General features: G+C 44.2%; 21 protein-coding genes. 10 read left to right on the top strand and 11 right to left on the bottom strand.

The features are described from left to right. Nucleotide 1: 1 nt before the first annotated feature. From M2273_RS00520 to M2273_RS00500, 5 genes are all read right to left on the bottom strand, one after another. The gene (locus M2273_RS00520; RefSeq protein WP_429391665.1) at nucleotides 2-430 is read right to left on the bottom strand and encodes a hypothetical protein; all 429 of its coding nucleotides are present in this window, start codon (nucleotides 428-430) and stop codon (nucleotides 2-4) included. Then, nucleotides 430-669: a hypothetical protein gene (locus M2273_RS00515; protein ID WP_429391662.1), complete on the bottom strand. Its 240-nt coding sequence runs from the start codon at nucleotides 667-669 to the stop codon at nucleotides 430-432. Before M2273_RS00515 ends, M2273_RS00520 begins: the two co-directional genes overlap by 1 nt. Nucleotides 670-785: 116 nt before the next feature. Beyond that, nucleotides 786-1,556, bottom strand: coding sequence for a Ku protein (locus M2273_RS00510; RefSeq protein WP_429391660.1), 771 nt, complete (start codon nucleotides 1,554-1,556; stop codon nucleotides 786-788). Next, the gene (locus tag M2273_RS00505) at nucleotides 1,553-1,825 is read right to left on the bottom strand and encodes a hypothetical protein (protein ID WP_429391657.1); all 273 of its coding nucleotides are present in this window, start codon (nucleotides 1,823-1,825) and stop codon (nucleotides 1,553-1,555) included. Before M2273_RS00505 ends, M2273_RS00510 begins: the two co-directional genes overlap by 4 nt. A 120-nt stretch (nucleotides 1,826-1,945) precedes the next feature. Continuing rightward, the gene (locus M2273_RS00500) at nucleotides 1,946-2,842 is read right to left on the bottom strand and encodes a DUF72 domain-containing protein (protein WP_429391654.1); all 897 of its coding nucleotides are present in this window, start codon (nucleotides 2,840-2,842) and stop codon (nucleotides 1,946-1,948) included. Nucleotides 2,843-2,931: 89 nt separating this feature from the next. Between M2273_RS00500 and M2273_RS00495 the strand changes: the two genes are divergently transcribed. The 6 genes from M2273_RS00495 (at nucleotide 2,932) to M2273_RS00470 (ending at nucleotide 6,711) form a co-directional block, all read left to right on the top strand. Then, on the top strand, nucleotides 2,932-3,237 hold the full coding sequence (locus M2273_RS00495; protein ID WP_429391652.1) for a hypothetical protein: 306 nt from the start codon (nucleotides 2,932-2,934) through the stop codon (nucleotides 3,235-3,237). 37 nt (nucleotides 3,238-3,274) lie between these two features. After that, the gene (locus tag M2273_RS00490) at nucleotides 3,275-4,048 is read left to right on the top strand and encodes a DNA-formamidopyrimidine glycosylase family protein (RefSeq protein ID WP_429391650.1); all 774 of its coding nucleotides are present in this window, start codon (nucleotides 3,275-3,277) and stop codon (nucleotides 4,046-4,048) included. Nucleotides 4,049-4,138: 90 nt separating this feature from the next. After that, complete coding sequence (locus M2273_RS00485) at nucleotides 4,139-4,663, top strand: hypothetical protein (protein ID WP_429391648.1); 525 nt, start codon at nucleotides 4,139-4,141, stop codon at nucleotides 4,661-4,663. Between the two features lie 17 nt (nucleotides 4,664-4,680). Continuing rightward, nucleotides 4,681-4,872: a hypothetical protein gene (locus M2273_RS00480; protein ID WP_429391645.1), complete on the top strand. Its 192-nt coding sequence runs from the start codon at nucleotides 4,681-4,683 to the stop codon at nucleotides 4,870-4,872. Further along, entirely contained in the window at nucleotides 4,844-5,281 is a 438-nt protein-coding gene (locus M2273_RS00475) for a DUF1810 domain-containing protein (RefSeq protein WP_429391644.1), read from the top strand. The genes M2273_RS00480 and M2273_RS00475 overlap by 29 nt, the downstream gene beginning before the upstream one ends. Nucleotides 5,282-5,715: 434 nt before the next feature. After that, nucleotides 5,716-6,711, top strand: coding sequence for an aldo/keto reductase (locus M2273_RS00470; protein ID WP_429391641.1), 996 nt, complete (start codon nucleotides 5,716-5,718; stop codon nucleotides 6,709-6,711). Nucleotides 6,712-6,865: 154 nt separating this feature from the next. On the opposite strand, the gene M2273_RS00465 is transcribed toward M2273_RS00470, so the two are convergent. The 5 genes from M2273_RS00465 to M2273_RS00445 form a co-directional block, all read right to left on the bottom strand. Continuing rightward, a complete protein-coding gene (locus tag M2273_RS00465) occupies nucleotides 6,866-8,233 on the bottom strand; it encodes a hypothetical protein (RefSeq protein ID WP_429391639.1) in 1,368 nt (455 codons plus the stop codon). Nucleotides 8,234-8,841: 608 nt separating this feature from the next. Then, nucleotides 8,842-9,384: a DUF4199 domain-containing protein gene (locus M2273_RS00460; protein WP_429391636.1), complete on the bottom strand. Its 543-nt coding sequence runs from the start codon at nucleotides 9,382-9,384 to the stop codon at nucleotides 8,842-8,844. Between the two features lie 345 nt (nucleotides 9,385-9,729). Next, nucleotides 9,730-10,311 carry a hypothetical protein gene (locus tag M2273_RS00455; RefSeq protein ID WP_429391634.1) on the bottom strand — a complete coding sequence of 194 codons (582 nt, stop codon included), beginning with the start codon at nucleotides 10,309-10,311 and terminating at the stop codon, nucleotides 9,730-9,732. A 460-nt stretch (nucleotides 10,312-10,771) separates the two neighbouring features. Next, nucleotides 10,772-11,353: a DUF3237 domain-containing protein gene (locus tag M2273_RS00450; RefSeq protein ID WP_429391632.1), complete on the bottom strand. Its 582-nt coding sequence runs from the start codon at nucleotides 11,351-11,353 to the stop codon at nucleotides 10,772-10,774. 108 nt (nucleotides 11,354-11,461) lie between these two features. After that, nucleotides 11,462-12,148, bottom strand: a complete 687-nt coding sequence (locus M2273_RS00445) for a type 1 glutamine amidotransferase domain-containing protein (protein ID WP_110582391.1) — start codon at nucleotides 12,146-12,148, stop codon at nucleotides 11,462-11,464. Between the two features lie 536 nt (nucleotides 12,149-12,684). Here M2273_RS00445 and M2273_RS00440 point away from each other — a divergent pair. Then, complete coding sequence (locus tag M2273_RS00440) at nucleotides 12,685-13,677, top strand: quinone oxidoreductase family protein (RefSeq protein ID WP_429391629.1); 993 nt, start codon at nucleotides 12,685-12,687, stop codon at nucleotides 13,675-13,677. A gap of 4 nt (nucleotides 13,678-13,681) precedes the next feature. Here M2273_RS00440 and M2273_RS00435 read toward each other — a convergent pair whose 3' ends face one another. Further along, a complete protein-coding gene (locus tag M2273_RS00435; protein ID WP_429391627.1) occupies nucleotides 13,682-13,849 on the bottom strand; it encodes a hypothetical protein in 168 nt (55 codons plus the stop codon). A gap of 191 nt (nucleotides 13,850-14,040) precedes the next feature. Here M2273_RS00435 and M2273_RS00430 point away from each other — a divergent pair, with 191 nt between their 5' ends. The 3 genes from M2273_RS00430 to M2273_RS00420 are packed head-to-tail and all read left to right on the top strand — an operon-like array spanning nucleotide 14,041 to nucleotide 18,501. After that, complete coding sequence (locus M2273_RS00430; protein ID WP_429391625.1) at nucleotides 14,041-15,297, top strand: Pycsar system effector family protein; 1,257 nt, start codon at nucleotides 14,041-14,043, stop codon at nucleotides 15,295-15,297. 17 nt (nucleotides 15,298-15,314) lie between these two features. Next, nucleotides 15,315-15,929 (top strand): phosphatase PAP2 family protein, encoded by a 615-nt coding sequence (locus tag M2273_RS00425; RefSeq protein WP_429391622.1) that lies wholly within the window; start codon nucleotides 15,315-15,317, stop codon nucleotides 15,927-15,929. Then, nucleotides 15,922-18,501, top strand: coding sequence for a BamA/TamA family outer membrane protein (locus tag M2273_RS00420; RefSeq protein WP_429391620.1), 2,580 nt, complete (start codon nucleotides 15,922-15,924; stop codon nucleotides 18,499-18,501). The genes M2273_RS00425 and M2273_RS00420 overlap by 8 nt, the downstream gene beginning before the upstream one ends. Nucleotides 18,502-18,526 lie beyond the last annotated feature (25 nt).

The raw sequence follows: 18,526 nt of genomic DNA, 5'->3' as shown, positions 1-18,526 counted from the left end.
GTTATTCCTCGCCCTGCGCGCCATGACGGTGATGCTGTTCATCGCTTAATAACACAGACCCGTGCTTAAGGAACACATCATTATACCAACGGCAATAAAAATTAGCGGTCGCAGATAAAGCCGTCGGTTCTTCGGCTGCGAGGCCTTCCGAAAGGTTCGCGCCATACTCAATAAAGATCATTTCATCCTCAATCCAGCTGCGAAATTCTGAAACCGGTACATGGAGCCGTTCAGCGATTGTATGTAAATCAACCTGTTCTTCCTCCTTTTCCACCACCGCATCACGCTCCGGGCTCTGATCGATGATATGTTCCGGATCGAGTACCTCCGCAAACGCGTCATTCGCCAATCCGGTCAGCTCACTGGCCTTTATCCGGCTGATGCCCATCATCCGGCCGACATAGGCCAGTACATCGACGTTCGCTGCCATCACAGATCGAGGCTTTGATTAGGCTTATTTGTATCCTCGCCTTTATTTACATTCCGGTTCGGATGCCGCTCCGACACATTTGCCGCGGGTTCTTCGTTATCATCGGTATACCGGTCGGCTATTTCTTCTTCATTTTCCAGGTTCCGGCCGCCAAGGTCTTTTTCACCTTGCTGGTCACGTCCGTTACCGGACGGATTGCCTTTCGGCGGCGTAAAACCGCCATGCGCTGTCTTTGCCATAACATTATTGTTTACAAGGTTAACAATTGGTGGTGCCGTCGGTTTAGGATTTTTTGAAAAGTTCATTTTACTAATTTCAGGCAAAACGAAATTCCGGGGCAAGCGTTATCATCATATCAAGCCCCTTTTTTTACTTGCAAACTGCTCATAAGTTGATCGTAGAGATCATCACTTTTAGCCGCTTTCGGTTTCAGTTTTTTAATGGTCGGGCGTTTGCCTTTAGCTTTTTGCTCAATGATGTTCATCAGCTCGGTGTGATACTCATCTTTGTATTTCGACAGATCAAGCGGCTCGGCATATTGATTAATGAGCGCCAGGCCCATATCCAATTCTTTTTTGCTAACGGCAATATCATCATCCAATTTCAGTTCGCCCTGGTCGCGGATCTGTTGCTGAAAACGGATGCGGGTAACCACGATGTCCTTCTCTACCGGGTGAACGATACACAGACTTTCCGTACTGCGCAGGACAAACCTAGCCAGGCCGGCTTTACCGGATTTTTTCAAAGCTTCCAGGAGCAAGGCATAGGCTTTATTTTTTTTGGTAGCCGGTTCGGTGTAATAGGACGTTTCGTAATACATCGGATTAACTGAAGTGACATCCACGAAACTTTCGATCTCGATCACCTTGCTTTTCTCTGGGGCTGCCGCTTCAAAATCCGCATCTTCAATGATCACATAATCATCATCGTATTTATAACCTTTAACAATTTTATCATACGGCACTTCCTTTTTAGTATTCTCATTTATCCGTTGGAACCTGATATGCGCATGATCGCGGCTGTCCAGCATGTCCAGGTCAAGCCTGGTCTCCTGAACTGCGGAAAATAATTTGATGGGTATGCTCACCAGGCCGAAACCGATGGAGCCAGTCCAAATGCTTCTCATTTCTTTAGCTTTATAATGTTATCATTAACGCCGTGCGGGTGATGCGCTTCGATTTTATCGGCCAGCAAATGAAGGATATCCTCGGCTATTTCGCCGGGATTTTGGCAGATATGCAAAAAATCATGATTGTCGGGTGTAAAACTGGCTACATATGTGCCGTTCTCGAATACCCGGAACTTGCATTTGCCATCTTCGTGATGGGCGTACTCGCCCACTTCAAAATGATGCACTTCTTTATCCCTGGTCACGGTGATCGTGTAGTTTTCCATACCTATACAACTAATTGACCTCCTTATTGTTTATAGATATGCGCGCGAGGCTTAGCCGTGAAGGCTGCATTAAAAAATTGAGCACTGGGGTAACAAGCAGACGGAAAAATAAACGCTCGCTTATTTTATAAGTATCGGGGCCTGAAGATTGATGCTCAATTCGCTATTCAATTGTTTAATAATGTACTCGCACATTTCAGGGCTATTGTTCTCGTCTAGCTGGTGCACGAAAAACCAAACCGTCTGTAATCCCTTTTCTTTCCAGCTTTTGATCTTTTGCACCCATGCGTCCGCACGTGTGTAATCAGTCTGGTGTAGATTGCTTCCCACAAAACGGATCATCGTGTGGGGGGTTGGTAACTCCATGTGGACACAATCCCTCCGACCGGCGCTGTCGGTTATCACAGCACCGATTTTTAAGTTGTGCAGCGTCTCAAATAGTCTTTGCCTGGCTTCGCCGTCCTTAAACCAATCTTTATTACGGACCTCCAGGAATACGGGAGTGCTTGTTGGCAGTGCTTCCAGGTAGCTTTTCAGATTATTAAAGCTTTTGGGGCTAAAGTTATCTCCAAGTTGTAACATTAAAGCACCAAGTTTGTCACCAAACCCGTTTATAGATTCGTAGAACTGGGCCGTCTGCACTTCGGCATTTGCAAGCCTGCGTATATGTGTAATACTTTGAGGAAATCGGGGGCAAAACTTAAAATCGGGTCTGCCGACTACTTGCTCACACCATCTTTTTACATCCTCTGATTTGGGTATAGTGTAAAACGTAGCGTTAAGTTCCAGTGTGTTAAATTGTTTACTGTACTCATTCAGAAACTGTTTTTCGTCGGTTTTAGGCGGATATAATCGACCTATCCATCCCTTATTCCCCCATTTCGTACATCCAACATGAATACCTAAGCTATCACTAAGTTCGGATGCTGCAAGGGTTTTATTGGTTAAATCAGAATCAACCGGTAGCCCGAAGTCAATTTCCGCTAATTCTAAAGGGTCAACTCTGCCAAATTCCATATTGCAAAGTAAAGAGTAAAGAACACAAGTTGTACAATGAGTTGTTTTATATTTAACTTTATGTGGCTGCATAATATTTGAGCTATCGAATGAAACAAGTTCGTTTACGCCATAGTTTATGCTTAAGCAACCCGCAATTGCAATTGTGGCTGCAAATTTTTATTTTGGCAGTAATGGCAAACCCTGTTATTGGATTCGGGATAGTGTATGGCGATGAAATGATCTATTGTGAGGCAAGTATGGCCGAACGGAGTTATGACATATATTTTGATGGGACGTGGACCGCATCAGTTGCCTATACCGACCAATTCCATTGGATACAAGCGTCAGGGGTAATATTACCACAAAGTATTATCGACGAAATAGGGCAAAGAATCGAGAGCTACTATAATTAAAAGAAAACAGTAACCTACTATCAATTACATTTATCATATGCCGGAAATTCCAGACTTAAACATATTTGGTAAAAATTTGACCAAACGCCTTACAGGCAAACGGCTTAGAGAGATCAACATCCTTGTCCCCAGGAAACTTAAGGTTCCGGAATCCGATCTGAAAGAAGCCTTCGAAGGACAAACTTTAACAGCGATCACCAGGGAAGGTAAAGAGCTACATTTCGCATTCGAAAACGGGCATGTATTAGGCCTTCATTTGATGCTGCATGGAACGATGTATTGGTACAACGGCAAGAATGAAAATAAATTTACCATCGCGGAGCTCTTGTTTGCTGATGGGACCGGACTGGCCATTACGGACTGGCAGAAAGCGGTGATATTAACGCTCGACCCAAAACCCACAAAGGTTCCTGACGCATTAAATATCCCGGAAGGTTACCTGATTGGAGCATTAAAAGGTACGTCACACCCTATCAAAACAGTTTTAACGGAAGGAAAGGTGGTGCGAGGTATTGGCAACGCATATGTGGACGAAATCCTCTATGCAGCAAAGATATCACCGTTTTCTAAAGCGAATAAAATTCCCGAAAACAAAGTTGAGGTTATTGTCAATGCTATTAAGACTGTTTTAGCAGATGCCGAAAACCATATATCCAAGGTATTCCCTGATACCATCACGGAAAAGGAACGCGATTTCCTTCAGGTGCATCTACCCAGACATCCGCTGACACCTACAGGCGAAACTATTCTAAAGGCCGAGATAAATTCACGCAAAACCTATTACACAGAAAGTCAGGTACTCTTCGAGTAAATTGTATGTATCTGGAGGATGTTGAAGTTCGCCATGTAATAAAACAAAGGCAATTGTGCATTGTCTTAATATTAGATAACAATTAAGAACATGATCATTGCTACATCCTCACTCGAATTGATACGCGCGGACGGAACCAAATTATACATCGAAATAGAGCCTGTCACCTATCAGGAAGAAGGTAAGTATGTTTATACCGGTGTTTATCAATTGCAGGCGACGCGTCACAACGACCCGGCCGGTGAATATACTGAAGACAACCCAGGCGACACCACGGAGATCGGTTCATTTGCTCACAAACAGGACGATAAATACGAATGGGCTTATATAGGGGATTTTCTGGATGAGGAAGAGCAATCACAGATTGCAGATCATATCCAGCGTCTCGAAGATACGGACGCAGATACAGCCAGTTTTTATGTGCAGGCATTTTATCATGGGGGCATGAATAGCTTTGAGGTGAAAGCGCAGGAAGGCAGCTATACTGTTGCATACGACGGAAACGTGATCGCAGAGCTGCAGCATAACGAGAAATGGGAACAAGTGAATGGTGATCCCTTGGAAGAAGATGTTTTCGTTTCCATCAAACATGCGATTGAAGCAAAATTTGAATAAACAAAGGAGGAAGAATTATGCCCTGGTACAACGGCGAATTCCCGCCATCATATAAGAACCAACCCAAAAAGATTAGGGATAAGGCTACCGAAATAGCCAACGAAGTGTTAAAGACCACCGGTGACGAAGGTGAAGCCATCGCAACCGGCCTTAAACAGGCGAGATTACATTTCGCGAACCTTGAAAAAAAGAAAGAAAAAGATGAGTAACGATAACCTCAAACGCTTTTTAGATGCTCAACAACGTGATTACGCCACCGCTTTAACAGAAATAAAGGCTGGACGCAAGCGCAGCCACTGGATATGGTATATCTTTCCGCAGATTGGCGGGCTGGGTTATAGTGAAATGTCGAAGCGTTACGCGATCAGTGATCTGCCGGAGGCTATGGCTTATCTCGCCCACCCCATCCTGGGTAAGCGCCTGATTGAGATGGCAGCTGCCTTGCTGGAATTAAAGTCTATGAGTGCAACTGGTATCATGGGCAGCCCTGACGATTTGAAATTGCGTTCATCCATGACGCTTTTTGCACAAGTACCCGGAGCAGATTCTGTTTTTGAAGCAGTGCTTAAAAAGTACTTCCAGGGAGAAAAGGATAAGGCAACTTTGCAGTTACTGTAAATGAGTGTAGGATCAAAGATTGTTCACACTTTTTATACTTTGTATGACCACTCCGATCAATTTACAAATCAAACGTGCCGATAATACCTGAAATATTATCGAAGCTGGGCCTTGCTGAGCACCTTTAGGAAAGAATATGCTGAGCCTGTGATCAATTGCAACGGCATTTCCGGCAAAAAAAGAAAAACAAAGCGCCAAAGCCCAAACGGGCGGTTCAGCCGGATCAATCCATTCGAAGTTTTTTTTCAACTGAACCGATCAGCTCGACGCAAAATAGATATTATTGTCTATTTTAGGTCAAAAGGAACGGTGACTCGTGCTTATGTTATTATCTTGATAAATCTTTAATTACTATCGCAGAGATTTGATCTTTTCACATTATACACAAAACATCCAATATGGAATACAGACAATTAGGGGGATCGGGTTTACACGTGCCCGTACTGAGTTTTGGCACCGCTACCTTCGGAGGTGCAGGCGAATTTTTTAAAGCTTGGGGAAATACCCAACTCGATGAGGCAAAAAAACTGGTTCACCTCTGCCTTGAGGCGGGTGTTAACCTTTTTGATACTGCCGATGTATACTCCGGTGGTAAGGCGGAAGAAATTCTGGGCCAGGCACTGCAAGGCTTACGGGACAAAGTGCTCATTTCGACCAAAGCCACTTTTAAAACAGGTGAGGGGCCTAATGATTATGGATCGTCTAGATACCATTTGGTCAAGTCGGCTGAAGACAGTCTTCGACGTCTAAAAACCGATCATATTGACATTTACTATATGCATGGTTTTGATGCAGTAACGCCTGTTGAAGAGACTCTGCGTGCCCTTGACGACCTGGTAAGCAGTGGGAAGGTCCGATATATTGCAGCATCTAATTTTTCGGGTTGGCATTTGATGAAATCGCTGTCAGTTGCTGAACGTTATGGCTGGTCGAGATATGTTGGTCATCAGGCCTACTACTCGCTCTTGGATCGTGAATTTGAGTGGGAATTAATGCCGCTTGGAATTGACCAAAAAGTAAGCACCATTGTTTGGAGCCCATTGGCGTCTGGCCAATTGGGTGGTAAGTTCCGTCGCGGAGCGCCTATCCCACAGGATAACCGCCGCAGCCAGGGCGGTAGCCACGGTCCGGAAACAGATTTTGAACGCCTTTATACAATTGTAGAAGCTCTTGATGAAATAGCCGAAGAAACAGGCAAAACAGTTGCCCAGATCTCGCTGAACTGGTTATTACAACGACCGACTATCGCGAACATCGTCATCGGAGCCCGTAATGAGGACCAGCTGAAACAAAATCTTGCCGCTGTTGGGTGGAATTTGACTACCGACCAGGTTAAAAAACTCGATGCTGCGAGTGAGCGAGAACCTGTTTATCCGTACTGGCACCAGCGCCAGGATACCCGGCTTAATCCCCTCCCAAAGTTTTACTAATAAAAAGAGGCTGTAGGGTCAGCCTCTTTAAAGTTTACCTGTTAAAAATACAGCAACGAACCCGATCCGATAAGACAGCTCACTGTAAAAATAACGAGGGAAAGATAAAATCATCTTTCCCTCGTTCATATATTGCTGTTTACATAACAGCCATTTACATCATTACTGTGAACTTCTCCTGTGGACCAGCCACCGCTTTGTTACAGAACATAGGATTTGTTGCGTCTCCCGCAGTTACAAACATACCGTTGGTTCCACGTAACGATACCGTTCCGTCTTTATTGATCACATAATCAAATGCTTCCCAGGGACCAATAGCTGTCCGGTTGCAAGTTAATGCCGAAGCCCCGTTCTCAGAAGACACATATTTGCCCATGCTTCTTAAAGCGACCTTGCCGCTACCAACATTGATGACCGTGAATGTTTCCCATACATCGCCATGGGGCACGTTGCAATACATCGGGCCGTTGCCGTTTTCGCCGCCAACCCAAAGCTGGTTATAGCCGATTAATTTGATGTCCTGGTTATACGGAGGCAAATTCGAAGGCCCTGCCCCTACCACTGGTTCTGTCGGTCTGAGTGTAGTTAAAGGAATCAGTTTTTTAAACATTTTAGTTCCGTCACTCGTCAGCCGCAGATAATAGTCAGCCGAGCATTTCACGCCATCTTCGTCTAATGCCTGTAAACCAAGGCCAGCAGGCTGCAGCGAGGCATTTTCCGCAGTTTTAGCGATTTGATTCGCCTCATTATACTCGTCGAACATAGAGATATAAAGCCCCTGGGGGCCAAGCTTCGTCATATTATAAAACTGGTGCCACATAAAATCGCCATGCTGGCGCTGGCCGATTGACAGGTCACCCGGCAAGATACAAGGTTGATAGTCAATACCATTCAGTTTACAATAAGCCAGATCGGGCGTATTGTATGAATTAATAAAATCATCAGAAGTATGACTGTTACCAACGGCACCAACCATCCAGGGTGAGATCATATTCAGGGCCTTAAACATGGGTTCAAAATTCTTCGGCCCAGGTTGAATATTATCGTGCCACTGATGAGGAACCCCGCCAATAACGTAACAGCCCTGGCTTTTAAACCAATTCACCACGTCAAGCTCCGCTTCCGGCGTTTGAGCGCGGTCCGCGAATCCCAGGCCCCAGATACAAACAACCGGTTTGCCGTTTTGCATGGCATAAGCCTTAGATTTCGTGAATGCAGCCATCTGGGTTGTCCAGTCAGTCTTCATTTCCGTTTGAAAACCTTCCCATCCGCTGATATCATACATGATATAGAATTTGACATTATGCGCTTCGGCGGCCGTTTTAACTTTTGCCGTGATCATGGTACGCTGGTCCCTATAGTCCTCAAACCGCTGTAAAGCGGCCACTTCGATACCATTTTCCTGCATCCAGCGGAAATGAGTATCCACAGTTTGATCGCTGTAAGAGGAAAACAGCTTCGTTGGCTGTCCGTTACCCATTGCCGGCAGTAGCGACGGAAACAAGGTGGAATACTCCCGCATATCCGGCCAGGACTTCAGGTGATCGGAAATCGTTGGCGACTGGTTGCTTCCAGACCAATGCCACCAAATCGGACCTCCTAAGCCATCGCCTGGGACACTGAACCAGCCCTGGTAACCTACCGCCACCTTTCCAACTACATCTCCTGGTGGAGAAACAGCGCTGACCGCCCGGTTCCTGTCGTTGCTGACGGCCAGTAGCTTGCCATCTGGTAATTCCTTTTTTGCGCAACCCGCCAGGAAGATCGCCGTAACGAGTGAATAACGTTTCAATTGCTTGTTGACGTTTGTAAACATAAGATAGATTATAAAATAGACAAAATTATCTATTTCGTAAATCTAAGATTGAAAATTAATTAATCAAAGGAATATTTAGCTTTCATCGTATTAATTGAGAGTTAAGGTCTCAGGAAGGTAATGGATTGTTCCAAACAAAATGTTCTAGCTTAATAAAACAAATTGTTCCACCTTTAAAATTGCAACGCCGTTTTATAATGCTGCGTGAAATTATATGTCGTGGATTGTTCCAAACAAGTTATTCCAGATTAATAAAACAAATTGTCTACGTTTAAGATAAACCCAGAAGCAATAGCCTTTATAGAAATTGAACATTAACCCGTAGTCGTTGTAAGCAAAGCATCATCCCATTGAGAGTATTCTTTTTTGAATATGGCAGCACCAATCAGGGCCACAACAATTCCCAAAAGAACACAACTCAAAAAAGCCACTCCCGAATTTATGACCGCAAAATATTTGTGGCCAATTTCCAGCGCTTTATCTATTTGCTCCTGGGATAATCCCTGCTCTGCCATTTTCAATCGAGACGCGGCATAGGCTTTACCAATCATTTGCGGACTTAATATTGCATAATATACATAAGTGAATACAGCGGATAATAAACCTACGAAAATAGCATTCAAAAAGCCTGAAAGAAAACCTTTACCAAAGGTCATATGGCCGCCAAGCCGCTCCTTGTACTCTTTTTGCGTTAAAAGCAGGAAAGCGATAAATGGTATTAAATTTAAATACTTAACTGGTGAAGTAAGATCAATATTAAGAAACTGGTAAGCATATGTTAATACTATTGTAGTTACCAAGCCAATTAATGCCCATTTGAATGCAGGTTGCGAAGGACGTGCTTTTTTTATTTCCATGATTAATGGTTATGAATTATTAAAACTAAGATTATATAGGGAAATAAATCATATTTTATCTAATTATTACTGCGTGAATGAATGTTTATTTTATACTAATTGATTCATTGGAATAATTTGTTTTAATAACAATCGAAAATATTTCTAAAAAGGAATGATTTGTTTTCGACACACAACAAATCAAAAAGCCGGCTATAGGCCTCGTATAACTTTTTTTATTTGAAAATCGGCAATTTAAGTATTTGAATAACTTGTTTGGAACAATTCAGTAAGAACCAGCTTATTGGGCATCAACACTAATGGTTAATGTCAGTGAAAACAAGGTTCTCCCGCCTACCTGACTCTTTAATCAAGCGGCGAACTTTGTTTGGCCATGGTTTTGACCTGCTCGTAGCGCGGCAGCTTAAGCTCGGTTGTTTCTGCTCCAAGACAATCTTTTAAATCTTCACTGTCGACCCAGCCAGCATTTTCGGGTATCAGCGAAAACTGTTTGAGGTGATGAGAGAAATGCTTGTCCTGCCAGATGAACCACTCCCATTCATTAAGCGGACCGAACCTGGGGTGCATTTCCTTTTGCAGATCATTTTGGAAATGCCGGTCAAATTGAGTTAACTCTTCCATCAGCTGCTCAACGGCGTCCTCCAGGCCTATGGAAAGATAATGCTCCGGCAGATCACCGGCATAGAAATTCTTTGGCAAAGCGATGTCTGAGTGGATCATTGCATTTTTGTTACGCTCTGCCTGCTCCGCGCTGACGATACATGTGCAGGGACGCTTTCCGTTGCTCCATTTCACCTCATCCACTAAATGCGCCACCATCTGTTGGGGCTTCATCTTTCCCCAAAGCGGAAGATGGGCCGGCTGAAGCTGCATCAACAAATGACGGAGCTTTATTCTATCGATCACATATGCTGTTACGTGTTTCATTTATAAATAATTGATATAATTTAAAGTAATCACCTTAATCACGGGGTCGATCCCCTGCTTTAGCGGATACAATAGACTTGCCAAATATTAAATTATTCAACATCAATCACTTAAATAAATATATCTACACCTAAGAAACTGTATTTCGTGAAAATCAGCACCCCAGTAACGGCATTTAGGAAATCATGAACCGGATAGGTTAAGCCGGTACACGATGAACGAAAGTCAATCAGGAAGAGTCTTAATGAAATAACGCCAGTAAGATACCCGCGGAAAAGATGGATTCAAAAAGCACCGGCAATAGGAATCGGGTTAATGCCCGTCCGCAGATTCAGGACAAATGAGAGTTTTTTTGGAAAGAGGCCCCAAGCCGTTGACCACAAAATTCCAATGCGCGCCGGGCGTAAGCCTGCCGCTACATTGAAACCTGCAATTATCTCCCGGTAGTAAGAAACTACCTTTAAAGTACTTCAAAAATACTGTAGGTCGGGCCGGTAGGCTGGCGGTCGCCGATACCAATGGCTATAATATTGTTTAACCAGGAATACTTTTCCGAAGCGGTTTCAAAAACCGGTACGATACGCAAATAATACTCATCCGGACCGATAGGCTCCCCTTTCTCCATTTTGGAGAGGACAGCCGGCGGGTTTACCCGGATTCCTTTATATTTAATAGCAATAAGTTCGCCGTCGGTTGTTTTGAGGATCAGGCGGCAATCCATCAGGGTGCCGCCGTTCGTCCCGATCGCCTGCCAGTCGCTTCCGCCTGGCAAGACCTCTCCGGATAGGCGTTCGCCTTCAAAGCTGCCGCTTTCCGCCACGCCGACCAGGCGATTCACGTGCGGCCCTTTGCCAACGATCTGGGGTTTGGCTATAGAAAGGCGCAAAACAAAAAGCGGTTTAGTTTTCACCTCCTGCAACAAAACAGGTAAATTCTCTAAAGTTTGATTTGACATGATTAAATAAATAAATGATGGAAAATTTAGAGGAAAAATCACCCAGCGCTGATAGTTTCCAGCGCTAAGTGATTTCGTTACGGGCATAATCTGATTAAATGCCCGATCAGCAAATGATATGAACATGGCCACAAATCCTTGGAGAGATCTGTTTTAAAAGCATTAGTCATTGGAACATACCGGTGTCATAAAGGGTTAATATTGAATTACAGGATTAGAACCAGCAAGCAAATGATTATAAGCAATTGCGTATTCTGATGCCGATTGCTGATTTTGCCCGGTTATCAGTTTACCTGTTACGATCACGTGCAAACCCCAGGGCTCAACATGATCATAAAGGATACCTGCAGCTTCCATTACCGGCTGCGGGAAGTTTGGTATAAAATTAAGCCCGTAAAGTTGCTCCACCTGTGCGTCTTCCTCCCTTGAAAAGCCGGTGGCATGTACACCAGCAACTTTATCGGGTATATTCGCTAATGCGATCGAGCCGTGGCAAATCGTTCCGATAAATTTATTGGCCGTCCAAAAATGCTCCAGAATCCTTTTCACATCTTCGTTTGGATACAGATCGACCGCGGCACCACCACCTCCAACAATATGCACACCGTCATATAATGTTGGGTCAATATCCTTTAATGCGATCGTTTCTTCAATTTTAGCTACGAGCGCTTTATCTGACAAAAAACCTTTGCTAACCAGGTCATTTTTTTCCCAGGATGATTCAAAATAAGGATCGCTTGTCGGATCTATCGTTGTTTTGCCACCCTGTGGGCTCGCGACATCTATCTCGTGTCCGCGCTCTGATAAATGCCAGTAAGGATGTGTTAGTTCTGCCAGCCAGAATCCGTTCTTTGCAGAACTGGCGATAAAAAGAATTTTCATAAATGTTTTTTGTTTAGTTAAAGATTGTTCGTTTCAACAATCACTCAATGAACAAAAGTAGAACGCATTTCTTTCAAATCCACTTTTCTTTTTATCTAAATAGACATTATTATCTATTATTACAAAATCATGACAGCTTAACAAGACCGGAAATAGCTTTGTGTAAGAATGTATATTATTAACAAAAAAGCTAATACGATTTATTGTGACAATTGAAAAACAGGCCCCGCTGTCGCTTCCTTTACCCTTTTTAACGATTTAGCCAGAACAATGTCATTAAGCTGAACTTTTACTTGATTAAATGCCTGAACAATTCCTAATAAAGATATTTTTGTCTATTTATGCACTTCGCTACATGTTATACATGAATAGTATATGATGTTCAGGGATTAATCGGTTAACGATCAAATCACCATAATTCATGTTTGTTTATACCATTCTGACAAAGCGTGCAGCAAAATAATTATATCAAACTGAAGGCGTGACAACACCAGTTAATTCCAATTAATGATTATGCCTTTTAAAAACAAAACATCATGAAAGCTATCGTATTTGACCATATCGGCGCACCTGCTGATGTACTCTATTTAACCGACATTTCTTTGCCTGAGATCAAAGATGATGAAGTGCTTGTCCGTATGGTGGCATCTTCCATTATTCCCGGAGATTTCCTGTTCATTCAAAATATGTACCCCGAGCCAAAGAAACCTGTTTTCCCCCAACAGATAGGCGGAAACCACGGATCAGGGATCATTGAAAAGACAGGTAAGGATGTACGCCTACCTGTCGGGACATTTGTTTTCTTTACATTTTACAATTCATGGGCAGAGTATGCTATCATACCGGAAAAATGGCTCATCGAACTTCCACAGGCTTATCCCGCTTTAAAAGCAAGTCAAATGGTCAACCTGATTACTGCCTGGGATCTCCTTGAACTAACGGGAGTAAAAAAAGATGGCTGGCTTGTGCTCACGGCAGGATATTCATCCATATCACTATTGGTAGCACAATTCGCAAATACACTCGGGATCAAGATCATTTCTATCGTAAGAAAATTGAGAACTGGTGACAGCCATGACACGCTGCACGCCGATGCCGTTATAGACCTATCCGTTTCCCAGCAAACATTAAGAAGCGAACTTCTGCAACTGACAGCTAACCAGGGAGTCAATGGAGTTGTTGACAATGTGGGTGGGAAAGTACTGGAAGAACTAATCAGAACTACAGCCTTTGGCAGTAAGGTGATCATTAACGGAAATATGAGCGTTGACAAATTCGAGCTGCATAATAATGATATCCTTTTCAATAGCATAGAAATCAAGCCATACATCTACCGGTACCTTCTTGCCCCGCCGAAACCTGAGGACAAAGCATTTCTCGAACATATCATCCGAATCACTTCAAGCAGAGACTTTCATGTGAAGATCGCTGTGACCCATCAGCTGAAAGATTACGAGTTGGCAGTATCTGCGTCCCTTTACAAATCCGGGGACGGCAAGCATGTATTTATCTTCCCTGGCGACCACTAACATACTAACCGTCAGGGCCGGGCTTACCATGAGTTTTTATGGAAAGCATCATCGACTTGGCAGTTAAAAAGAACATGGCAATTGCCATGTTCTTTTTATTTACAGTACCCGGTCCCGCTCTTGCAAGTAGTTCGTTAAACACGCACCACCAAATAATCCAAGGTCTTACCATCCTTACTTTATATCGGTAAACAAAATTAAATTAACCGATATATCGTAAACCACACCAGGAAAATAATACCCAACTAACTGTTTTACAGCTGCTTAAATACAGGCACAGGGATTGAAATCAATACGCAATAGTTTGCCGGAATTGTCGATCCAACTTCAACCCTTCTCCGGTCTGCATTTTATAGTAATACGATGTCAAGAACAACAATGAATGAAAAAAAATTGATCCAAAAAAGTCGAAAATTCGTAACGCTGCGTTTCTCAAATTCTACTGCGCAGGGCTTGATGTACCATAACCTTGAACACACGTTATATGTCGCCAAGACCGCTGTAAAGATCGCCAGAACCTATAACCTGGGCAAAGAGGATCTGTGGACACTTGAAGTAGCAGCATTGTTTCATGATACCGGGGTAACAGAGCAGGTAGAGGGGCACGAAGAAATCAGTGTCCTCGTCATGAAAGCTTTTCTGGAAAAAGAACAAGTTGGAGATGGGCTTATCGCCAAAATATCTGCCCTGATCCTGGCTACCAAACTACCTCAAATACCAACAGGTCTCCTGGAAGAGATCATTTGTGATGCCGACCTCTCCCACCTGGCGAAAAAGAGCTTTTATGAAAAATGTGAAAACCTCAGAAAAGAACGCGAATTCATCCAAAAGAAAAGCATCAATCATAAAGAGTGGCTGAGTGCCACACTGGCTTTTATGGAGCAACACCACTATCACACGGTATATGGCATTTCAGAACTGGACCCCGGCAAAGCAAAAAATGCAGCGCAGATGGAAGAAAAGTTGAAAGGGATGGAAAAGCAAAGCACTGACGGAACAGAACAGGGTTCTGAAAAAAACCTGGAACCCCATAAAGAAAAAGACAGGGATAAACCAGAAAAAGGAATTGAAACGATGTTCAGGATCACCTCCTCCAACAACCAGCGGCTGAGCGATATGGCCGATAACAAGGCCCATATCTTAATAACTGTTAACTCGATCATACTTTCTGCGATCATCAGCTTAGTTTTAAGGAGACTTGATGCCTATGGTTACCTCGCCTACCCAACATTCCTTTTGCTGGCGGTCAGCCTGGTAGCGATGACCTTCTCTATCCTTGCCACCCGTCCGTCCATTCCGGACGGGACCTATACTCAGGTTGATTTTGATCTTAAGCAGGTCAATCTGCTTTTTTTCGGAAACTTCTATAAAATGCCCTTAAGCGAGTACATGGCGGGAATGATGAAAATAATGGATGACAAGGACTTTTTGTACAATACCCTGATCAGGGACGTATATGGACAGGGAGCGGTACTCGGAAAAAAATACCGGCTGCTCAGAATTGCTTACAACACTTTCATGTATGGCCTGATCGCATCAGTCCTTGCCTTTATCCTGGTTTCGGCTTTTCACGGCGGACAAGTCCCCCGATCCACTGCCATCATTCCGCTCACACACTAAACGCCAATAGATCAAAAATGAAAAAAAACAAATTCCTATACATTGTACTATTGAATATCCTGGTATCTACAACAGGTTTTGCACAGAACTGGAACGTCAACCTGCTGAAAAGTATCAATCCCGCACATCCGGATTCAAAATACTGGAAAAACACCAGCAAATCGGCGTTTTGGTTACCAGGCATCGCTTCTGTTGGAGGCCTCATTTATGGTATCGCTGCAAATGATGAAACCGCGCGAAACAATGTATACGAAGCGGCAATAAGTTTTGCCGCAGTCGCATTGACGACAGAAGCAATAAAAGTACCCTTCAACGAAAAGCGTCCGGAAGAGCGCTATCCGAATGATATCCATGTGAATGCTCCAAGCCGCGGTCACTCTTTTCCTTCGGGACATACCGCACTGGCCTTCTCCGCTGCCACAACCATTTCGTTGCAATACCATAAATGGTATATCACAGCCCCAGCTTATTTATGGGCTAGTTCTGTTGGCTACTCCAGGATGTACCTGGGAAAGCATTATCCTACAGACGTTCTTGCCGGGGCAGCCACCGGTATTGGTACAGGATATCTGAGCCATTGGCTTACCAAACAAATTTTTAAACCATACCTAACAAAGAAAACTAATGAATAGATTATTTACCTGCCTGTTTGTTACCATATTTTGCGCAGGCGAAGTTCAGGCCCAGGGGCCTGCAACCCGTGTGGAACATATCCCGAAAAATGCAGACAGCGTAAAAACAAGTGTGCATCCTTCGTATAATAACGTCAGCAAAACCCATAAAAAGTTCTTTGGTGAAAATTTCCGGAAAGAATGGGCGGCAAATGTTACGTTGCCCGTGATCAGGATCGATCAGGTCTCCGGAGGCCTGAAAGTTCTCCAAAATGGCGGCGGAATGCAAACCAAATCAGTCAGGCTGCAAGATAACAACGGCAAAGAATGGGTGATCAGGAGCGTTGAAAAAGCACCGGATAAACTGATCCCGGAAAACCTGAAGGGAACGTTCGCAGTGGATTGGGTCGACGACGAATATAGTGGACAACACCCCTATTCAGCGTTGATCGTTCCGCCACTTGCCGATGCGGTTAATATTCCCCATGCTCACCCGGTTATCGGTGTTTTAGCACCCGACCCCGATCTGGGCCAGTTTGGCGTTGATTTTGGCGGACGTGTCGTCCTGATGGAGGAGCGGGAACCAACCGGCAGTTCCATCAATACCTTAAAACTGTTCAGGGAACTCAAGGAAAGTTACAATAACCGCCTGGACGGGAAAGAATTCTTAAAAGCAAGAATGCTGGACCTGTTGGTCGGTGACTGGGACAGGCATGAAGACCAATGGCGCTGGACAGTGAGCAAAGAAGGGAAAGAACGCATCTATGCAGGTGTTCCCCGCGATAGAGACCAGGTTTTTCACGTTAACCAGGGGCTGTTTCCACATATTGCTTCGCTACCGTGGATCAACCCGGTACTGGGTAACTTCAGCAGCGATATTCCTCATGTTAAATATTCGCTGTATAAGACAAGGTTCATCCAGCAATTTATGGATTCGCAAATTCCTTACGATGAGTGGATGGCTATCGTCAAAGAATTTGTGACCGCAGAAAACGATGCCGTCCTGGAGGCGGCGATCAACAGGTTGCCCAAAGAGCTCTATGGCATTCGCAATAAAGAACTAATCGGCAAATTGAAAAAACGCAGGGATTGCATTCCCGCCGCCATGTCGGAATATTATCATTTCATCAACCGGATCGTGGACGTCAGGACAACGGATAAAGATGAATTTGTAACTGTGGTAAGCGGCAATGACAAGACCATGCACATTATCATTCAAAAGCAGGGTAAAAACGGAAATGCCGGTGATACGGTTATGAAAGCAGCATACCGGCCGGATATTACAAAAGAGGTCAGGCTTTATGTTGCAGGGGGTAATGATCATATTGTCATCAAAAACGCAAACTCCCCGGTCAACTTACGTATCGTCGGAGCTGATGGAACAAAAATCTATGACATACAGCAAGCCTATAAAAAGATCGATATCTACGGCAAAAAAGATAGTGTCACCTTCACCGGTCTAACCGGCAGAGTCGACAAGCACCTGTCCAGTGATACATTGAACACCCGGTTCATAACCAGTAACCCGTACAATACCTGGACCCCGCTTGCCACAGGAACACTCAATAAAGATGATGGATTTTTGCTGGGTCTTGGGTTCAGATATATCGGAAGAAGTGGATTCAGAAAACTTCCTTACTCAACCGTACAGGAATTTATGGTAACCCATTCATTTGCGACCAGTGCATTCCGTATGAATTACTACGGTCAGTGGATGCAGGTATTTGGCAAGACAGATTTCACGATGAAGGCGATGATCAATGCGCCGGACAACACGATGAATTTCTTCGGCCAGGGCAACCAGACGTCTTTGGATAAGACGGGCGACTACCGGAAATTTTACCGCACAAGATTTGATCTCTACCAATTTGACCCGGCGTTTCGCTGGCGGACCGGCGCAGGAAGCTTCATCAGCGCCGGGCCTTCTGCACAATTTTATCATTTCGACGCCGCCGGGAACGCCGGAAGATCCATTTATCAGCCTGGATTAATAAAAGGCTATGACAGCGCCAGCGTCACCAGTGACCGGGTGCATGTCGGCCTTGTTGTCAACTATACCAGCAATACCAAGGACAGCCAGGTATTACCGACAAAAGGATATTCCATAGATGTTAAATTGCAGGGCTATGTAGGATTGAATGATAATTCAAAATCCTTCGCGCAATTAAAACCGGAGTTCACCTACTTTCAAAAGATCGACCCGGATGCCCGTTTGGTGCTTTCTGACCGGATCGGCGGCGGAATCAGTTTAGGTAATCCAGCTTTTTATCAATCAATGTTCCTTGGAGGCCAGGGCAACCTATTGGGTTATCTTCAAAACAGGTTTACCGGTCAGCAAATGGCATTCAACGATTTCCAGGCCAGGCTGAAACTGGCCAAACTCGGAGGCTATATATTACCCGGGCAATTGGGCCTGACCGGCTTTTACGATATCGGTCGGGTATGGATCGATGGGGAGCATAATAACACCTGGCACTACGGTACCGGCGGTGGGATATACTTTGCACCGGCAAGCCTGACCGTTATACAGGTAATTGCGGGGCACTCCAAAGAAGGCTGGTACCCTTACATTGCCTTTAACTTCCGTATCTGATAACACATCGTTTATTCTATTCATA

This window comes from Mucilaginibacter lappiensis (assembly GCF_050433765.1).
Taxonomy (GTDB): Bacteria; Bacteroidota; Bacteroidia; order Sphingobacteriales; family Sphingobacteriaceae; genus Mucilaginibacter; species Mucilaginibacter lappiensis_A.
The sequence above is the reverse complement of the archived record's forward strand: the minus strand, read 5'-3'. Positions and strand labels throughout refer to the sequence as shown.

What these genes read in the sequence shown, in the direction of transcription:
- M2273_RS00430 (WP_429391625.1), top strand. Translation starts at nt 14,041, where the DNA reads ATGTCAAGAACAACAATGAATGAAAAAAAATTGATCCAAAAAAGTCGA.
- M2273_RS00515 (WP_429391662.1), bottom strand. Translation starts at nt 669, where the DNA reads ATGGCAAAGACAGCGCATGGCGGTTTTACGCCGCCGAAAGGCAATCCG.
- M2273_RS00425 (WP_429391622.1), top strand. Translation starts at nt 15,315, where the DNA reads ATGAAAAAAAACAAATTCCTATACATTGTACTATTGAATATCCTGGTA.
- M2273_RS00495 (WP_429391652.1), top strand. Translation starts at nt 2,932, where the DNA reads ATGAAACAAGTTCGTTTACGCCATAGTTTATGCTTAAGCAACCCGCAA.
- M2273_RS00505 (WP_429391657.1), bottom strand. Translation starts at nt 1,825, where the DNA reads ATGGAAAACTACACGATCACCGTGACCAGGGATAAAGAAGTGCATCAT.
- M2273_RS00480 (WP_429391645.1), top strand. Translation starts at nt 4,681, where the DNA reads ATGCCCTGGTACAACGGCGAATTCCCGCCATCATATAAGAACCAACCC.
- M2273_RS00420 (WP_429391620.1), top strand. Translation starts at nt 15,922, where the DNA reads ATGAATAGATTATTTACCTGCCTGTTTGTTACCATATTTTGCGCAGGC.
- M2273_RS00465 (WP_429391639.1), bottom strand. Translation starts at nt 8,233, where the DNA reads ATGCGGGAGTATTCCACCTTGTTTCCGTCGCTACTGCCGGCAATGGGT.
- M2273_RS00485 (WP_429391648.1), top strand. Translation starts at nt 4,139, where the DNA reads ATGATCATTGCTACATCCTCACTCGAATTGATACGCGCGGACGGAACC.
- M2273_RS00445 (WP_110582391.1), bottom strand. Translation starts at nt 12,148, where the DNA reads ATGAAAATTCTTTTTATCGCCAGTTCTGCAAAGAACGGATTCTGGCTG.
- M2273_RS00455 (WP_429391634.1), bottom strand. Translation starts at nt 10,311, where the DNA reads ATGAAACACGTAACAGCATATGTGATCGATAGAATAAAGCTCCGTCAT.
- M2273_RS00450 (WP_429391632.1), bottom strand. Translation starts at nt 11,353, where the DNA reads ATGCCCGTAACGAAATCACTTAGCGCTGGAAACTATCAGCGCTGGGTG.
- M2273_RS00510 (WP_429391660.1), bottom strand. Translation starts at nt 1,556, where the DNA reads ATGAGAAGCATTTGGACTGGCTCCATCGGTTTCGGCCTGGTGAGCATA.
- M2273_RS00440 (WP_429391629.1), top strand. Translation starts at nt 12,685, where the DNA reads ATGAAAGCTATCGTATTTGACCATATCGGCGCACCTGCTGATGTACTC.
- M2273_RS00520 (WP_429391665.1), bottom strand. Translation starts at nt 430, where the DNA reads ATGGCAGCGAACGTCGATGTACTGGCCTATGTCGGCCGGATGATGGGC.
- M2273_RS00500 (WP_429391654.1), bottom strand. Translation starts at nt 2,842, where the DNA reads ATGGAATTTGGCAGAGTTGACCCTTTAGAATTAGCGGAAATTGACTTC.
- M2273_RS00460 (WP_429391636.1), bottom strand. Translation starts at nt 9,384, where the DNA reads ATGGAAATAAAAAAAGCACGTCCTTCGCAACCTGCATTCAAATGGGCA.
- M2273_RS00435 (WP_429391627.1), bottom strand. Translation starts at nt 13,849, where the DNA reads ATGGTAAGACCTTGGATTATTTGGTGGTGCGTGTTTAACGAACTACTT.
- M2273_RS00490 (WP_429391650.1), top strand. Translation starts at nt 3,275, where the DNA reads ATGCCGGAAATTCCAGACTTAAACATATTTGGTAAAAATTTGACCAAA.